This window comes from Kribbella sp. NPDC026611 (assembly GCF_040638345.1).
Taxonomy (GTDB): Bacteria; Actinomycetota; Actinomycetes; order Propionibacteriales; family Kribbellaceae; genus Kribbella.
This window is the reverse complement of record NZ_JBEZYC010000005.1, coordinates 311335-327201: the sequence shown is the minus strand read 5'-3', so window position 1 is coordinate 327201 and position 15867 is coordinate 311335. Positions and strand designations below refer to the sequence as shown.

The window sequence follows — 15867 nt, the reverse complement described above, 5'->3', positions numbered from 1 at the left end:
AAACCTCATGAAACGTCGAGTCCTGACCATCGTGCTGGCGGTCGCGCTGGCCGTGCTCGGAACGTTCGCGGTGCTGGTCTACGTCAACAAGGCGGACGCCCGCGCGGTGGCCGGCCAGCAGGCCGTCACCGTCCTGGTCGCCGGCAAGGCGATCCCGCAGGGTACGCCGGTCCACGAGGCGAAAGCCTCCTTGCACCAGGAGACCCTGCCCGCGTCGTCGGTGTCGACCGACGCGCTCACAGAGATCACGGCGGCGCAGGAGGATCTCGTCACGACGGCCGCCGTCAGCCCGGGTCAGTTGTTGCTGAAGTCGATGCTCGTCTCGGCCGAGCAGGCCACGGGCGGGCTGACGATCCCGGACGGCAAGGTAGCGGTGACCTTCACGCTCTGCAGCGCGGAGCTCGTGGCCGGCAACGTGCACGTCGGCTCGGACGTCGCTGTCTTCGGCACGGTTGTGGTCGGGAGCAACGGTGAGGTCAGTGCCCAACCGAACTGCACCGGCCAGCACAAGCAGCAGCTCGGCAAGGGTATCGGCAACACGCGGGTCGCCGTACCCAAGGTGCGGGTGGTCGCGCTCGGGCCGGCCGCGAAACCCGAGGACGAGAAGGCGACGAACAGCTCGTTCTCGCAGAACTCGTCCCCGCAGAACGACCTGACGCTGGTGACCGTCGCGGTCGGCCAGGACGACGCCGAGCGGCTGATCCTGCTGACCCAGACCGGCCTGCCGTACCTGGCGCTGCTCGGCCCGGCCGCGCAGATCACGCCGGACAACCACGTCGTACCCCAGTTCCCGCCCGCACCGAAGAAGAAGTGAGGACGACGCCATGACGATCGTGTGCCGGCCGGACGAGTTGATCTCCGACCTTGGCGATGACGTGCTGCACGTCGAGGACCTCGACGCCGCACTCCTTGCCCTGAGCAATGACCCTACCGAGGACCTGGTGGTTGTCGGACCGCGGACGGACGCAGCGGAGGCACTGCGCTTCGCAGCGCACCTCCGGATGGAGCGGCCGACCACCGGCGTGATCCTGGTCCGCGAGCAAGTGGACGTCGAGCTGCTGACCGAGGCGCTGCGCGCCGGCGTGCGAGAGGTGGTCAGGGCCGACGACACCGTCGCGCTGGTCGCGGCGTGCCAGCGGTCGCGGGCGCTGTCCGACCGGGCGCGCGCTGAGCTGCATGTCCCGGACGAGCCCGAGCAGGGCGAGCGGGGCAAGGTCGTCACCGTCTTCGCCGCCAAGGGTGGTTGTGGCAAGACGACCATCGCGGTCAACCTGGCGGTCGCACTCGCCGGGATCGACGGCACGCGGGTCTGCCTGGTCGATCTCGACCTCGCGTTCGGCGATGTCGCGATCAGCGTGCAGCTCGATCCCGTGCGGACGATCAGCGACGCGCTGCCGATGGCCGGTCACCTGGACACGACCGGCACCGCTTCGCTGCTCACGCCGTACCGACCGGGGCTGGACATGCTGCTCGCGCCGGTCACGCCCGGCGACGCGGAGAAGATTCCCGCGAGCCTGGTCAGCGAGCTGCTCGGCGTACTGCGCGGGATGTTCGACTTCGTCGTGGTGGACACGCCGGCGCAGTTCAGCGAGCACGTGCTGACCGCGATGGACGTCTCCGACCACCACGTCCTGCTCACCACACCGGACACGCCGGCGCTGAAGAACCTGCGGATCACGCTGGACATGCTCGACCTGCTGTCCTACTCGCGGGACATCCGCTCCGTGGTGGCGAACCGCTCCGACTCGAAGGTCGGGCTGACGCCGGGCGACGTCGAGCGCGTGGTGCGCAGCCCGCTCAGCCTGCAGGTGCCGTCCAGCCGCAGTGTCCCGATCTCGATCAACAAGGGCGTGCCGATCGTGCTCGCGACGCCGAACCACCCGGTCAGCCAGGCGATCACCAAGTTCGCCCGCGAGCGGCTGATCGGCCGTCCGGTCGCAACGAAGGCCAAGGCGTTCGCCCGTCGTGGCGCCGGGAGGCGATGATGAACCTGTCCGAACGGCTGGCCCAACGACAGGCACAACCCAGCCACGAACCGCAGGCAACGCGCACGACCAGGCCGGCGGCTTCCGACGTACCGCGTCGTTCCGCCCGGAACGCGGACCCGTTCGCCGGTGTGAAGCGCAGCGTCCACCAAGGACTCCTAGAGAGCCTGGGCCCGAAGCTGTACGACGCGCACCTCGACCAGCGCGAGCTCGACCGGCAGGTCACGCAGACCCTGCAGGCGGTGCTGCAACGCGACGACACCCCGATGACCGCGGCGGACCGCGCGCGGATCGCGCAGGAGGTCACCGACGAGATCCTCGGCCACGGCCCGCTCGAGCCGTACCTGCGCGACGCGGAAGTCTCGGAGATCATGGTCAACGGCCACGATCAGATCTACGTCGAGCGCGAGGGGCGGCTGCTCCCGGTCGACGCGGCGTTCACCGACGAGAGCCACCTGCGCCGCACGATCGACAAGATCGTGTCCCGGGTCGGCCGCCGCGTCGACGACGCCAGCCCGATGGTGGACGCGCGGCTGCCCGACGGAAGCCGGGTGAACGCCGTCGTACCGCCGATCGCACTGGACGGGTCGTTGCTGACGATCCGGAAGTTCGCCGCGGACCCGTTCACGGTCGACGACCTGATCTCGTTCGGCACCGTGACCGGTCCGGTCGCGGAGCTGCTGCAGGCCTGTGTACGGGGCCGGCTCAACATCCTGATCGGTGGCGGCACCGGCTCCGGCAAGACGACGACGCTGAACGTGCTGTCGTCGTTCCTCCCGGACGACGAGCGGATCGTGACGATCGAGGACGCGGCCGAGCTGCAGCTGCGGCAGGAGCACGTCCTGCGGCTCGAGGCGCGACCGGCGAACGTCGAGAAGCGCGGCGAGATCGCGATCCGGGACCTGGTCCGGAACGCGCTGCGGATGCGGCCGGACCGGATCATCATCGGTGAGGTCCGGGACGGCGCCGCGCTGGACATGCTGCAGGCGATGAACACCGGCCACGACGGCTCGATCACCACCGTGCACTCGAACGCACCGCGCGACTCGCTGTCGCGGCTGGAGACGATGGTGCTGATGGCCGGCCTGGACCTGCCGCAGCGGGCGATCCGCGAGCAGATGTCGTCCGCGATCGACCTGATCGTGCACCAGTCCCGGTTGAAGGACGGCACCCGCCGGATCACCCACATCACCGAGGTGACCGGTATGGAGGGCGACATCGTCACGCTGCAGGACCTGTTCCAGTTCGACTTCCACGCGGGCGTCGACGAGCGGGGCTGGTTCCGCGGCACGCTGCGGTCCACCGGGCTGCGGCCGGGCTTCCTCGACCGGCTGGCCGACCGTGGCGTCACGCTGCCGGCGCGGATGTTCGGCCTGGAGGAGGTCCACCGATGAGGCTCCTGGGCGTGCTACTCGGCGCAGTGCTGGCTCTCGCACTGCCGGGGCTCGCGCACGCGGACACCGGACCGTCGGCGCGCGCCGACTCGCTGCAGGTGAGCCCTGGTCACGTCACCTTCGTCCTGACGACTGCCAACGTGTCAGGGAAGCTGCAGGTGGTGGCCGGTAGGAGGACCCTGCCCGCGCAGGTGACGCCGGTGAGCAGCAGCACGGCCGTCGCGACAGGCCCATCACGCGCGGTCGTCATCGTGCTGGACACGAGTGGGTCGATGGCCGGTACCGGCATTGCCGCCGCGCGACAGGCCGCGCTCAGCTACCTGGCCAGCCTGCCGAACGACGTACAGGCCGGGCTGGTCACCTTCTCCGACCAGCCGCGGCTGGCGGTCCGGCCGACGACCAACCGCGTGCTGGTCCGCAACGCGCTCGCCCGGGCCCAAGCCACCGGGGCGACCGCGCTGTACGACGCAGTGCGTACCGGCGTCGCCACCCTCGTCGGCGCGAAGCTCGGTCCGTCAGCTCAGCGCCGATTGGTCGTGCTGTCCGACGGTGTCGACACGTCGAGCAAGGCGAACCTCCTGTCGGTCACGCGAGCCCTTGCGGTGAACCATGTCCCGGCTGACGTCGTTGCCTTCCGCTACGGCACCGGCGACGCGTCCGCTGCCCAGCAGATCGCATCAGCCGCGGGCGGCCGGACCCTGACCGCACAGAGCTCGGGTCAACTGACCGCTGCCTTCGCAGCCGTGGCACGGAACTTCACCTCGCGGGCGAAGGTCGACGTCACCGTGCCGGCGGCACTGGCCGGGCAACGGACGACGTTGCTGCTCAAGATCGGCACGCTCAGCGCCAAGTTGCCAGTGACGTTCGCGACTGTGGACAAGCCGGGGCAGGTCTCACCGACGCCCATCAGGGTCGCACCGCAGACCATTTGGTCCCTGTGGCTGCTCGCGTTGCTGGCCAGCGTGTTCATCATCGTCGTACTCGCTGTGGTGTTGCTGCGGTGGCAGGGCGCGCGTGGAGAGGTGGCGCGCCGGTTGGCGCAGCAAGTAGGGCAGTACGGACCTCGGCGGGATGCTGTGCGACCTGCCGAGGGGGAGGGTGCGGCTGCGCGCACCGCGGTCGGGCTGGTGGATCAGGTACTGCGGTCCAGTGGTGCCGAGCAGGGTCTGGCCACGCGGCTCGACCTGGCGGACGTGAAGCGGAAGCCGGCCGAATGGACGGTGCTCGTCGTCTGCGCCAGCGCGGCAGTGGGGGTCGCACTGATGCTCGTCGGTGTGAACAAGCTGCTCTGCCTACCGATCGGACTAGTGGCCGGCTGGTTGGTGCAGCGCGTCGTACTGAGCGTCCGGATCGGGCGGCGACGGGCTGCGTTCGGGGAGCAGCTTCCCGACGTGCTGCAGCTGATCGTGGGGTCGTTGCGATCCGGGTTCTCGCTCCCGCAGGCAGTCGACGCTGTGGTGCGGGACGGTACGCAGCCGGCCGCCGGTGAGTTCTCCCGGGCGCTCGCCGAGACGCGGATCGGCGTCACCCTGGAGGACGGCCTCAACCACGTTGCCGACCGGATGCAGTGTGACGACCTGCGGTGGGTGGTGATGGCCACGCGGATCCAGCGCGAGGTCGGCGGCAACCTGGCCGAGGTGCTGACGAACACCGTCGACACCATGCGCGAACGCGCGCAGACCCGGCGGCACGTCCGGGCGCTCAGCGCCGAGGGGCGGCTGTCCGGCTACATCATCGTCGGGCTGCCGATCGTCCTCGGCGGCTGGCTGACGTTCAGCAAACCGGAGTACATGAGCCCGCTGTTCACCACGCCGATCGGCGTGCTGATGGTGGCCGGCGGCGTGCTGCTGATCATCATCGGCGGATTCTGGATCAAGGCTCTGATCAAGGTGGAGGCGTGAGATGACCCCGACCGTGCTCTTGATCGTGGGCGTCGCCGCCCTCGGGCTGGCCATCGTGCTGGCCGTGGTCGGCATCACCGCGCGGACCGCCGACGGCGGCGTGACGCGGGCGCTCGCGGCGATCGACACCCACTACACGCGGCAGGCCGTGGCCGGCCCGGAGCCGGAGCGGGACCCGCTGGCGTCGTTGCCGGGCTGGTTGCGCGGGATCGCCGTACGGCTGTCGCCGGCGGGGATCGGGGCGACGCTGCAGCGGCGGCTCGACCTGGCCGGCAACCCGTCCGGGTGGACGCCGGACCGGATCCTGGCGGCGAAGGGCCTGGGGCTGTTCATCCTCGGCGGGCTGGGCGGCCTGTACGGGCTGCGGACGGTCGGGCTGCTGATCGTGGGCGCCGCAGTGGCCGGTTCGGCCGGGTTCTTCCTGCCGGACATCCTGCTCTACAACGCGGGGATCAAGCGGCAGGAGAAGATCCAGAAGGCGTTGCCGGACGCGCTGGACATGCTGACGGTCTGTGTCGAGGCCGGGCTCGGGTTCGATGCGGCGCTGGCACAGGTCGCGCGTAACACCAAGGGTCCGCTGGCCGCCGAGCTGTCGCGGGTGCTGCAGGAGATCCAGATCGGCAAGTCCCGTTCGCAGGCACTGCGGGCGCTGACCGGCCGGACCACGGTTCCCGAGCTGCGGGCGTTCGTGTCGGCGCTGGTGCAGGCCGGTGAGCTGGGCATCACGATCGCCGACGTACTGCGGGAGCAGGCGAAGGAGATGCGGTTGCGGCGGCGGCAGCGGGCCGAGGAGAAGGCGCAGAAGGTGCCGGTGAAGATCTTGTTCCCGCTGGTGTTCTGCCTGTTCCCGTCGATGTTCATCGTCATCATCGGGCCGGGCGTGATCAGCATCATTCACGTCTTCTTCGGGAAGTGAGCGCGATGGACCTCGGGCGGCTGGTGATGGTTCCCGGCGCCGTCCTGATGCTGTGCGCCGACGCGTACCTCCTCACGCACTCCGGCGCCGGATCCCTGCGCTGGTTCGGGAACGCGCTGGTCGCCGTCTTCTACGCGCTGATCATCTGGGCCTACGTACGCCGCGGTCCGGCGAAGGCGACCAGTACGTCATTGACTGCCCACGTGGCGGCCGTCGTCGCTACGCTGCTGCCCTTCGCCTTCCCGCTGCTGACCAAGGCGGGAGCGAGCACCAGCCGCGAACTGGTCGCCGACATCCTGCTGGTCATGGGGACGGCGTGGTCCGTCTGGTCGCTACGCACGCTGGGCAAGAACCTGTCGGTGATCGCCCAGGCCCGCGACGTCGTCGCCCACGGGCCGTACCGCTGGGTCCGCCACCCGCTCTACACCGGTGAGATCATCTCGTCCCTTGGCCTGGCCATCGTCGCGGGCACCGTCCCAGCAGCCATAGCCTGGCTGCTCCTGGTCACTCTCCAGACCTACCGAGCCCGCACCGAGGAGCAGGTCCTCCTCGCCACCCTCCCCACCTACGCCAGCTACCGCAGCGGGACAGCCGCCTTGCTTCCAGGCCTCACCCGAGGGCGGAGAGAAGGCGCAGCGCTACTTGGATGGTCAGGGAGGGGTCTGGGGATTGCCAGCCGTCGCCAAGGAGGGCAGTGACTCGGTCGAGGCGTTGCTGGACCGTGTTGGGATGGATGTGGAGCGACGTGGCCGCGCGGGTAGGGCTTTGGCCTGCGGCGTAGTAGGCATGCAGGGTGCCGATGAGGTCGGTGCCGCGCTGGTCGTCGTAGTCGAGGATCGGGCCCAGGACGTGCTGGACGTGGGCGCGGGCGTCGACCTCCGCGGCGCCGACCAGACCCGCTACGCCTAGGTCGTCCGGCGTAGCTGCCTCGCCGGTGCGGCCGAGGCGAAGCATGGTGGTTGCGAGGCGGGCAGCTCGTCGGTGGGCTTCGACCAGCGAGCTCCAGTCGGACGGGCCGGCGACCGCGATCGTTACCCCGGTGCGCTTGGCCACCTCCGAGAGCTCGCGTGCCGCCGCGGCGGCAGTGGTGCGAGCAAGCAGGAGGACGAGGTCGCCGCCGTACGGGCCGGACAGCACCAGCTTGTCCTCCAGCGGCGCCGACAACCGCGCACGTACGGCGGTGTGGTCGCCGCGGCACACCACCACGACCAGGTGGTCGTGCCGATGGTTTGGTGCGAGCAACCGGAGCCGCTCGGTCAGTGTCCTCGGGTCAGCCCTGCCGCTGAGTACGTCGGCGAGCAGGTCCGCCTGTGCGCGTTGGGACTGCTCAGCGGCCTGGCGGCGGAACAGCAACACGAGTGCCGTGACCACGGCAGCGCGCTCGACTATCCGCTGGTCTGCGCCGCTCAGGTCGTCCGCACCACCGATCACCAGGGCGCCGAGTCGCTCCCGCTTGGCCGTCGCAGCGACAACCCAGCAGTCACCCACACGCGTCAGCCGACCGGACTCTGACTCCTGCCAGGGCACAGTGCCGGTCGGTGTGCCGGCCACAGCCAGCTCGTTGCCGCCAGCATCGACCAGCACCACCCAGACCCCAAGCAGTTCGGCCAGGGCGGCAGCGATGGCGTCTACGTCGCCACCGGACAACACGATGTCGGCGAAGCGGTCATGCGCCGCGGCTGCGTGCTCCGTCCCGGCATGTGCGGCAGAGAGCTGCTCCAACGCAGCGGCAGTCTCAGCAGCCGCCCGCACCTGCACGATCGTCACCGCAGCCAACGCCGCCAGCGAGACGAGCAGGGACACCTCGTCATGGCTGAACGGGCGGCGTGTCCGGTTGGACGCGAACAGTACGCCGACGAACGCGCCGTCGACGATCAACGGCGTACCGCAGATCGCCACCAGCCCTTCCTCGGCAACGGCCTGGTCGATCGGGCCGGTATGCCGGAAGCGTCGGTCGGCCGGGTAGTCGGCTGTCCAGTACGGCTTGTAGGTCTTGGCAACCAGCCCACCGAGCCCGGCGCCCACCGGGAGCCGCAACTGCTGGAAGTCAGCCGACACCGACCCGTCGGTGGCCCGCATGTACGTGTCGCCGCGCGCCTCGTCGTACAAGGTCAGGTATGCCACGTCCACGCCGATCAGGCTGCGCGTCCGGTGCACGATCGTGTCCAGTACGTCGCCTGGGTCGCGTGCGGACGCCAACTCACGTGCCACGTCGACCAGCGTGGTCAGCTCGGCCTCACGCTTCTTGCTGGCGTCCATGCGCGCCCGGACCCGCAGGACCAGCTCGCGAGCCACTGCGTCGTCACCGGCCGCCCGAGCCAACTCAGGCCCGGGCGCATCCTCGGCCAGCAGCCGCAGCAGCTCCTGCATGGTCCTAGAGCGTAGTGAGGTCTCGGCGATGCGTCTCGGTGTACGACGTCACCGCGACGATCGAAATCACCGCACAGGCCGCGACATACACCGCGATCGCGTAGCCGGAGTCGTACGCCTTGAGCAGCGCAACCGCGATGAACGGCGCCAGGCCGCCGGCGATGATCGAGGCCAGCTGGTAGCCCACCGAGACGCCCGAGTAACGGACGCGGGTGCCGAACAGCTCGGTGAAGAACGAGGCCTGCGGCCCGTACATCGCACCGTGGAACACCAGTCCGACGGTCACCGCCAGCGTGGCCAGCGCGAAGTTCTTGGTGTCCACCAGGGCGACGAACACGAACGCCCACACGCCCACGCCCGTCGCTCCGAGCAGGTACACCGGCCGCCGGCCGACCCGGTCCGACAGCGCGCCCCAGAGCGGGATCGTGACGAAGTGCACGGCGGCAGCGATCAGTACCGCGTTCAGTGCGAAGGACTTGCCCATGCCGAGGTGTTCCTTGGCGTACGTCGCAATCACGATGGTGAAGATGTAGTAGCTGACGTTCTCCGCCATCCGCGCGCCCATCGCCGTCAGCACCTCCCGCGGGTAGCGGGTGAGCACCTCGAGGATCGGCAGCTTGTCCGCAGGCTCCTGCTTCGTGCGCGCCTCCTTGAACACCGGCGACTCCTCGATCCGCAGCCGCACCCACAGCCCGACCAGCACGAGCACCGCGGACAGGAGGAACGGGATGCGCCAGCCCCACGAGTCGAACGCCGCCTCCGACTGGAACGCAGCCAGCCCAGCCAGTACGCCGTTGGCGATCAGCTGACCCGCCGGCGCACCAGCCTGGGGCCACGACGCCCAGAAGCCACGCCTGGCCGGATCACCGTGCTCGGACACGATCAGTACGGCGCCACCCCACTCGCCACCCAGGGCGAACCCTTGGACGAGCCGCAGTACCGTCAGCAGGACCGGAGCGAGCGCACCGACCTGCGCATAGGTCGGCAGCAGCCCGATGGCGAAGGTCGCGAGCCCCATCATCAGCAGGGACAGTACGAGCAGCTGCTTGCGGCCCAGGCGGTCACCGAAGTGGCCGAACACCACTCCGTCGATCGGACGGGCGAAGAACCCGACCGCGAAGGTGGCGAAGCTCAGCAACGTCCCGGTGAGCTCTTCACCTTTGGGAAAGAAGAGGTCCCCGAACACCACGGACGCGGCGACGCCGTAGAGGAAGAAGTCGTACCACTCGACCGTCGTACCGACGAGGCTGGCCCCGACCACCCGGACGATCGACGTACGGGTGCGGACCGGTTCTGTAGCTGTCATGGGCGGACTCCTGGGGTTAGTGGGCGGTCCAGCCGCCGTCTAGTACGAACGAGCTCCCCGTAATCGAGGCGGACGCCGGGCCGCACAGCAGTGCGACCAGCTCCGCCACTTCGGCCGGCTCGATCAGTCGCTTCACCGCGACCGGCTCGAGCAGGACCTTGTCCAGCACCTCCGACTCGGACAGCCCGTGCGTGGCTGCCTGGTCCGCGAGCTGAGCAGTCACCAGCGGAGTGCGGACGTACGCCGGGTTCACACAGTTGCTGGTGACCCCGTGCGGAGCGCCCTCCAGCGCGACGACCTTGCTGAGGCCCTCCAGTCCGTGCTTCGCCGCGACGTACGCCGCCTTGAACGGGCTGGCCCGTAGTCCGTGCACCGAGCTGATATTGACCACGCGACCCCAGCCGGCGCCGTACATGTGCGGCAGTGTCTGGCGGATCAGCCGGAACGGTGCCTCCAGCATGAGCCGGAGGAGGTAGCTGAAGCGCTCCGGCGGGAACTGCTCGACCGGTGCGACCTGCTGGACCCCGGCGTTGTTCACCAGGATGTCCACGTCGGTCGGCAAGGTGGACAGCTTTTGCAGGTCGGACAGGTCCGCCACCACGGTCTCCACGCCGTCCAGCGCGGCCAGACGGGTCTCGTCGAGGTCCACTGCGACCACGTGGACTCCGTCCGCGGCGAGACGTTGCGCACACGCGGCACCGATACCGGATGCGGCGCCGGTGACGAGGGCTCGACGGGTCTCCATGGCCGATGACTGTAGAAACCCGCGGTCGGCAGCACTATGGGATCGCGACACACAAGGCTGCTGTGTCAGGTAGGCCGCGACACCACTTGTCGACAGTCGCGGCTATCGACCCAGCGGATAGTCATAGATCGAACTATCGTGGAAGACATGGTCGATATCGAGCATCCGCAGAAGAAGGCCGCCGGCGTCCCGGCGGTGCTGTCGTCGTTCAAGTTCGGCTTGCGCGAGATGGGCCCGCTGCGGACCGGCAAGGTGTTCCTGAAGATGAACCAGGACGGCGGGTTCGACTGCCCGTCCTGCGCCTGGCCGGACCCCGACCACAAGCGCAAGCACGCGGCCGAGTTCTGCGAGAACGGCGCCAAGGCGGTCGCCTGGGAGGCCAGCCGCAAGCGGGTGCCGCGGGCGTTCTTCGCCGAGCACTCGGTGGCCGAAATGGACCAGATCTCCGAGTTCGAGCTGGGCAAGCTCGGCCGGATCACCGAGCCGATGCTGCTCCGCGCCGGCGCCACGCACTACGAGCCGGTCGGCTGGGACGAGGCGTTCCAGGTCGTCGCCCGGCACCTCAAGGCCCTCGTCGACCCGAACGACGCCGTCTTCTACACCTCCGGCCGGACCAGCAACGAGGCCGCCTTCCTGTACCAGCTCTTCGCCCGCGCCTACGGGACGAACAACCTGCCCGACTGCTCGAACATGTGTCACGAGTCATCCGGGACGGCGCTGTCCAAGGTGATCGGCAGCGGCAAGGGCGCGGTCACGCTGGAGATGCTCGAAGAGGCCGAGCTGATCGTGGTCGTCGGCCAGAACCCGGGCACCAACGCGCCCCGGATGCTCAGCCACCTCGAGGTGGCCAAGCGCCACGGCGGGTCGATCGTCTCGGTCAACCCGCTGCCCGAGCCGGGCCTGATGAAGTTCATGAACCCGCAGAAGCCACGCGGCTGGGTCGGCAAGGGTACGACGCTCGCCGACCAGCACCTGCAGATCCGGATCGGTGGCGACCAGGCCCTGTTCCTTGCCCTCGGCCACCTGCTGCTCGAGGCCGAGGCGGCGCACCCGTTCACCGTGCTGGACAAGGCGTTCATCGAGTCGCACACCAGCGGGTTCGAGCTCTACGCCAAGCACAACGCCGAGCTCGACTGGCCGGCCGTGGAGCTCGCCACCGGCCTGCGCCGCGCCGAGATCGAGGAGCTGGCGCAACGGTTCATCGCCTCGAAGGCGACCGTGATCTGCTGGGCGATGGGCCTGACGCAGCACCGCGAGGCGGTTGCCACGATCACCGAGATCGTCAACGTGCTGCTCCTCCAGGGCAACATCGGCAAGCCGGGCGCGGGCCCGTGCCCGGTGCGCGGGCACTCGAACGTGCAGGGCGACCGCAGCATGGGCATCTGGGAGAAGATGCCGGACGCGTTCCTGGACAGACTCGATCACGAGTTCGCGTTCAGCTCTCCCCGGGAGCACGGCATCGACGCGGCCGCGACCGTGCAGCGGTTGCGCGACGGCGCGGTGCGGGTGTTCTTCGCCATGGGTGGGAACTTCGCCTCCGCCACTCCGGACACCGAGGTTGTGCATCGCGGGCTGCGACAGTGCGACCTGACCGTGCACGTCTCGACCAAGCTGAACCGATCCCACACGGTCACCGGCCGCGAGGCGCTGATCCTGCCGACGCTCGGGCGTACCGACCACGACCACACGCCGGCCGGTCCGCAGTCGGTCACGGTCGAGGACTCGCAGGGCGCCGTACACCTGTCCACCGGCAACCTGAGGCCTCCGGCGCCGGAGATGAAGTCCGAGATCGGAATCGTGTGCGGGCTCGCGCAGCACGTCGTACCGGACATCGGTCAGATCCCCTGGGCCGACTTCGCCGACGACTACAGCCTGATCCGGCAACGGATCGGACGGGTGGCCGACGGGTACGAGGACTTCGAGGAGCGGCTGCGGGCGAACGAGGGCGGCTTCTTGCTCGCGCACGCGGCGCGCGACAAGCGTGAGTTCAAGACGTCGGACTCGCGGGCGCAGTTCACCGCGAACGACCTGACTTGGTTGCCGACGGCATCTGGTCGGCTCTTGCTGCAGACGCTGCGGAGCCACGACCAGTTCAACACAACGATCTACGGGCTGCAGGATCGGTACCGCGGTGTGCACGGGACGCGCGAGGTGGTCTTCGTGCATCCGGACGACCTGGCCGAGCTGGGTCTGAAGGACGGCGAGTACGTCGACATCGTCAGCGAGTTCAAGGGGGTCGAACGGCGGGCTGCCGGCTTCCGGCTGGTGTCGTACCCGACGGCGCGCGGGTGTGTGGCGGCGTACTACCCCGAGACCAACGTGCTGATGGCGGCCGACGACGTGGCGAAGGGCAGTAACACGCCGGTCGCGAAAGGCCTGACGGTCAGGCTGGAGCCGCGGAGCTGAGGGTGTCATCCCAACCAGGAGCCGATACCGTCCCAGGCGTACTCGAGTTCGCGGGCGGCCCCGGGATCCGGGAGCCGAGACTCGACCCGGGCGAGCGCTGCGCGCATCGCCGCGATCCCGCCGTGCGTGTCCAGCTGACCGCCCAGCTCGCGCGCACGGGCCTCACCGGGCCCGTCGTCCAGGTACTTCCCGGCCTTCCCGATCTCCGTCAGTTCCTGGATGACGGCCCCCAGGTCCAGGTCACCCGTCGGTTGCGATGCGTCGGTCATCGTTCCTCCGATCCGGATCGACCCGGCGTCTGACCCATGGTTGAAGTATCGCGAGGACAAGGGCCACGGCCGCGCTCGTCAGCCAGAGACCGGTCGGACCGGCGGTCTCGAGGAGTTGCGTGACGGTGAGCGGGGCGATCGTGGTCGCGATCCCCCAACTCAGTCCGAAGATCGCGAGGTATCGCCCGCGGGACTCGTCCGGGGCCAGGCCAGATGCCTGGGTGAGGTAGCGCGTCAGCAGGAACAGGTCGCCGAGACTCCAGAGAATCGCGGCGACCAGGTAGCCGGTGAGACTGTGGGCGAGTGCGCAGGCGACCAGCCCGGCGGCCAGCAGCACGTACCCGACGGCGATCGACCTGAAGTCGTCAAGCCGCTTCACCCGTAGAAAGCGTTGGGCCAGGATCAACGTGACCGCCGACAACGCAAGCACAAAGCCAGTGCCGGCCTTCGGAAGCCCTTGCTCGAGCAGAGTCAGCGGCAACCCGATGATGATCTGCATGTAGATAGTCGCAAACACCGTGCCGCTCCCAAGCAACAACAGCAACCGCCGATCACGCCACGCTGAGTTGCTCAATGTTGGTTCTTTGGAGCGCTTACTGCGTTCGTCGGTCGGAAGAGCAAGGGCTACCAAGATGGCGCAGGCTAGGCAGGTGAGGGCGTCTGCTGCGAAGAGGTAGCGGAGGTTCCAGTGGGTCAGGGCGGCGGCCAGGAGGCCAGCCAGGACTCCGGCGGCGGCGAGGGCTGCGCTGTAGACGCCGTACGCGGCCGGGCGGTCCGCCGGTTGGGTGACGTCGGCGATCATCGCTTGGCTTGGGGGTTCGTAGATCTCGAAGGCGAGGCCGAGCAGGACCGTCGCGAGGACCGCGAACCAGAGGGTCAGGCTGACCACGATCCAGAGCTGGGCGACCGCGCATCCGGTCAGGCCGATCACGATCGTCCAGCGACGGCCGAAGCGGTCTGCCAACTGCCCGCCGAGCAGCCGGGACGGGATCGTCGCCGCACCGAAAACCGCCAGGATCAGGCCGGTCTGGCGCAGCGACGCACCGAACTCCACCGTCAGCACCACCCCGAGAAACGGCAACGTGAACGCACCGATCCGGTTCACCGCTCGCGCGACCACCAAGATCCACACCGTCGGCGAGAGCCCACGCCAGGGTGAGGTCACCGCCTGCGACGCAGCACTCATTCCGCCTCCATGACTATCTAAGTGGCTATGATCGGTCACGCACCCTGAGACTACGGAGGCTCCGCGTGACTGGTCAAGTATCTTTTGATAGTCATGCACGCAGCGTGCTGGCGGCGTCGGTCGAGTACGTCAACCGGCTGACAGCGGGCTACTCAGGCGGTACGGCGTACGCCGCGCCCGCCGACGACCCGGAGGCGATCACGCGCGCGGTCGCCGAGGCGCTGACCGCGATCGGGTATCCGCCGGCCGGCATGTCAGTGCCACTCGACGATGCCCGGCGGCTGGTCGAGCTGGCCGGCCGGATGCGGATCGTCTTCGAGGCCGCTGCCGACGGAGACCTCGACGCGGCCGCGACGGAAATCAACGCGCTGCTGGTCGACACCAACGCGCGTCCCCAGCTCGACCGCGGTCGAGACCGGCCCTGGAGCCTGCATTTCCACGGGCCTGACGAACAGCTCGCCAACGGCTGGACCGCCGGTTGCGCGGCCGGCCTGGCACTCGCGGTGGGTAGCGACCTGGCCGGACGGTTGGGCGTCTGCGCGGCACCGCAGTGCGACCGCGTCTTCGTCGACGTGTCGAAGAACGGTCAGCGTCGCTTCTGCTCGCCCCAGTGCCAGAGCAGGGTCAAGGCCGCAGCCCACCGGGCTCGCCAGAGCGCCGGGTGAGCACCGGCCGCGCCGGATCCTCGTTGTCCACCACGAGCTGAGCCCGCTCCCGCGGACGGACCTGGTCGACGTACAGCCGCTCCCCCGGGATGTACTTCGACAGATACCGTCGCTCGGCGTCCTCCGCCGAATCCATCCAGGCCTGGTCGCGCGCGATCCCCCGCCGCAGTACGACGTCGAACCCGACGTGCACGTAGATCCGCAGATCCCACAGGTCGAGGAGCTCCGGCCGCTGCAGGAATGCGCCGTCCACCAGCACGACCGCATCCGGCGCCGCGAACTGCACCGGCAGATCCAGCACCGTGCGGGACGAGCTGTCCCGCAACGCGACGACGTACCGGCGATCGCCACCGGGACCGAGCGGCAGCAGCAGCCGCTCGCGGATCGCGTCGTTGTCCCACGAGTCCAGGTAGTAGCTCTCCGGCGAGTCCCCGGGGTACGCCGTCCGCAGCTCGTAGGCCCGTTTGAAGTAGTCGATCCCGATCCGGATGATCGCGCGATCGGTCCGCGCCTGCAGCACCTGCGCCAGCTCGTCGGCCAGCGTCGTCTTCCCCGCCGCCGAACACCCATCGACCGCCACCCGCACCGGATGCGCCACCTCAACACCCAGCACCGCCTCGGCCAACTCCCCCAACACCCAACCCCGCTGCCCCGACATCCCGCGCACCTGCCCCGGCTGCTCCAGACCTTCGGCTCGCTCTGCCATGTGCGTCATCCTGCACCA

Annotated in this window: 14 protein-coding genes; 8 read left to right on the top strand and 6 right to left on the bottom strand. The window is 69.1% G+C overall.

The annotated features are described in order from the left end of the window. The first annotated feature begins 7 nt into the window (after positions 1-7). From AB0E69_RS23180 to AB0E69_RS23155, 6 genes are read left to right on the top strand one after another with little or no spacing between them, the layout of a single operon-like run. On the top strand, positions 8-814 hold the full coding sequence (locus AB0E69_RS23180) for an RcpC/CpaB family pilus assembly protein (RefSeq protein ID WP_360149497.1): 807 nt from the start codon (positions 8-10) through the stop codon (positions 812-814). A 10-nt stretch (positions 815-824) separates the two neighbouring features. Continuing rightward, positions 825-1985: an AAA family ATPase gene (locus tag AB0E69_RS23175; RefSeq protein WP_360149494.1), complete on the top strand. Its 1161-nt coding sequence runs from the start codon at positions 825-827 to the stop codon at positions 1983-1985. Next, positions 1985-3379 (top strand): CpaF family protein, encoded by a 1395-nt coding sequence (locus tag AB0E69_RS23170; protein ID WP_360149491.1) that lies wholly within the window; start codon positions 1985-1987, stop codon positions 3377-3379. Before AB0E69_RS23175 ends, AB0E69_RS23170 begins: the two co-directional genes overlap by 1 nt. After that, entirely contained in the window at positions 3376-5280 is a 1905-nt protein-coding gene (locus AB0E69_RS23165; RefSeq protein WP_360149488.1) for a VWA domain-containing protein, read from the top strand. Before AB0E69_RS23170 ends, AB0E69_RS23165 begins: the two co-directional genes overlap by 4 nt. Before the next feature lies 1 nt (position 5281). Continuing rightward, positions 5282-6196, top strand: a complete 915-nt coding sequence (locus AB0E69_RS23160) for a type II secretion system F family protein (protein WP_360149485.1) — start codon at positions 5282-5284, stop codon at positions 6194-6196. A gap of 5 nt (positions 6197-6201) precedes the next feature. Further along, a complete protein-coding gene (locus tag AB0E69_RS23155) occupies positions 6202-6894 on the top strand; it encodes an isoprenylcysteine carboxylmethyltransferase family protein (RefSeq protein WP_360150089.1) in 693 nt (230 codons plus the stop codon). Here AB0E69_RS23155 and AB0E69_RS23150 read toward each other — a convergent pair. From AB0E69_RS23150 to AB0E69_RS23140, 3 genes are read right to left on the bottom strand one after another with little or no spacing between them, the layout of a single operon-like run. Next, entirely contained in the window at positions 6806-8566 is a 1761-nt protein-coding gene (locus tag AB0E69_RS23150) for a GAF domain-containing protein (RefSeq protein ID WP_360149482.1), read from the bottom strand. The two genes, AB0E69_RS23155 and AB0E69_RS23150, sit on opposite strands and share 89 nt — an antisense overlap. Before the next feature lie 4 nt (positions 8567-8570). Beyond that, positions 8571-9872 carry an MFS transporter gene (locus tag AB0E69_RS23145; RefSeq protein WP_360149479.1) on the bottom strand — a complete coding sequence of 434 codons (1302 nt, stop codon included), beginning with the start codon at positions 9870-9872 and terminating at the stop codon, positions 8571-8573. 16 nt (positions 9873-9888) lie between these two features. Further along, entirely contained in the window at positions 9889-10617 is a 729-nt protein-coding gene (locus AB0E69_RS23140) for a 3-hydroxybutyrate dehydrogenase (protein WP_360149476.1), read from the bottom strand. A 147-nt stretch (positions 10618-10764) separates the two neighbouring features. Between AB0E69_RS23140 and AB0E69_RS23135 the strand changes: the two genes are divergently transcribed. After that, positions 10765-13023 (top strand): FdhF/YdeP family oxidoreductase, encoded by a 2259-nt coding sequence (locus AB0E69_RS23135; RefSeq protein WP_360149473.1) that lies wholly within the window; start codon positions 10765-10767, stop codon positions 13021-13023. Between the two features lie 5 nt (positions 13024-13028). Here AB0E69_RS23135 and AB0E69_RS23130 read toward each other — a convergent pair whose 3' ends face one another. Together AB0E69_RS23130 and AB0E69_RS23125 are read right to left on the bottom strand one after the other, a co-directional pair. Further along, positions 13029-13292 carry a hypothetical protein gene (locus tag AB0E69_RS23130; protein WP_360149470.1) on the bottom strand — a complete coding sequence of 88 codons (264 nt, stop codon included), beginning with the start codon at positions 13290-13292 and terminating at the stop codon, positions 13029-13031. Then, positions 13264-14478, bottom strand: a complete 1215-nt coding sequence (locus tag AB0E69_RS23125; RefSeq protein ID WP_360149467.1) for an MFS transporter — start codon at positions 14476-14478, stop codon at positions 13264-13266. The genes AB0E69_RS23130 and AB0E69_RS23125 overlap by 29 nt, the downstream gene beginning before the upstream one ends. Before the next feature lie 65 nt (positions 14479-14543). On the opposite strand from AB0E69_RS23125, the gene AB0E69_RS23120 reads away from it, so the two are divergent. Continuing rightward, complete coding sequence (locus AB0E69_RS23120; RefSeq protein WP_360149464.1) at positions 14544-15143, top strand: CGNR zinc finger domain-containing protein; 600 nt, start codon at positions 14544-14546, stop codon at positions 15141-15143. Here AB0E69_RS23120 and AB0E69_RS23115 read toward each other — a convergent pair. Further along, positions 15103-15849, bottom strand: a complete 747-nt coding sequence (locus AB0E69_RS23115) for a uridine kinase (RefSeq protein WP_360149461.1) — start codon at positions 15847-15849, stop codon at positions 15103-15105. The two genes, AB0E69_RS23120 and AB0E69_RS23115, sit on opposite strands and share 41 nt — an antisense overlap. Positions 15850-15867: the final 18 nt, after the last annotated feature.